We start from the raw sequence: 1,396 nt of genomic DNA, 5'->3' as shown, positions 1-1,396 counted from the left end.
CTCCTATGTTTGTCAAGTTAATTTACGATGAGTGATCGTTATGTTTAAATTTGCAATAATTAAGTGAAAAGGAATGAGAGTCCATTGGCGCCTAAATAGTTCAAGAAACATATTCTCGCAAAGAAATTACCTCATTCTTTTTTATCTTTTAGAGTCTGAACAGAATGTAAGGAATTATGCAATGCTTAATATCCAGAATATCCAATCAGGAGAAAAGACGAGGAAAGATTCATCACTTTATAATTAAATTTAAAAAGACAAAGATGAGTAAAGCAGTAAAACAAGTAGCAGGAATTGATGTAGCCCAAAAAGAATTAGTGGTTACCTTAGGTCGTCTTTTAGATGATTTTACTATAGAATTATTTGCCTACAGGATATTTAGGAATAACGATTTAGGCTTTAAGTCGCTGGTTGAATGGACAAATTCACTCACTGACAATCAAATCCCTGTTCGATATGTAATGGAAGCCACAGGTGTGTATCATCAGAAATTTGCCTATTATTTATCTGACAATAACCATGAAGCAAGTATTGTGCTGCCTAATAAAATCAGCAATTATATGCGGACTTTGGAGTTAAAAACCATTACAGATAAAAGCTGCTCACAAGCAATAGCCCAATTTGGGTTAGAGAGAAAATTGGATATTTGGAGCAGGCCAAAAGCTGTTTATAGGGAATTGCAGCAGCTAACCCGCGAAAGAGATCAAATAGTACAGGAAAGAAGCATTATTAAAAATCAAATGCATGCCGAAAATGCAGAAGCGGAGCCAAATCAAAAAAGTATGCAGCGAATGCAGGCAAGAATAGGATTTTTAAATTCACAGGAAAAGGAAATCAAAGAAGACATTGCAGGTCTAATAGCTGCAGATCTTAACTTAAAGCAGACCATCGATAAAATCACTTCAATACCTGGAGTTGGAGAATTGACCGCAGTGATTGTTTTGGCAGAAACAAATGGATTTGAACTCATTAGGAATAAATCACAATTAACAAGTTATGCAGGACTTGATGTAAAGGAGAAGCAATCAGGAACCTCAATAAAAGGAAAGCCCAGAATATCAAAAAAGGGAAATCGAAATTTAAGAAAAGCCATGCATCTTCCAGCATTAACTGCAGTAAAATGGGACGATAACTTTAAAGATATATACGCACGACTGGCATCTAAGCATGGCATTAAAATGAAAGCATTGGTAAGCATTCAAAGAAAAATACTAGAACTTATCTATGTTTTATTCAAAAACCAAACTCTTTACGATAAAAACTATATAACAAAAAATAGCGTGAAAACACAAATGGCTTTACACGCTATAGAGACTAGCTCAAAGACTGTCTTGAAAAAACAAAACTAATAAAAATTAAGATTTTAATTTGGAAATCAACACAGAATCTTTGCGGT

Annotated in this window: 1 protein-coding gene; it reads left to right on the top strand. The window is 34.1% G+C overall.

Annotated elements, in window-relative coordinates:
* The first annotated feature begins 263 nt into the window (after nt 1-263).
* The gene (locus tag LUU93_RS21455; RefSeq protein ID WP_232683215.1) at nt 264-1,349 is read left to right on the top strand and encodes an IS110 family RNA-guided transposase; all 1,086 of its coding nucleotides are present in this window, start codon (nt 264-266) and stop codon (nt 1,347-1,349) included.
* The last annotated feature ends 47 nt before the right edge of the window (nt 1,350-1,396 follow it).

Source organism: Flavobacterium soyae (assembly GCF_021245985.1).
In the GTDB taxonomy this organism is placed as follows: Bacteria; Bacteroidota; Bacteroidia; order Flavobacteriales; family Flavobacteriaceae; genus Flavobacterium; species Flavobacterium soyae.
Note: the sequence above shows the minus strand (reverse complement) of the source record. Positions and strands in the feature narration are given on the sequence as shown.

What these genes read in the sequence shown, in the direction of transcription:
- LUU93_RS21455 (WP_232683215.1), top strand. Translation starts at nt 264, where the DNA reads ATGAGTAAAGCAGTAAAACAAGTAGCAGGAATTGATGTAGCCCAAAAA.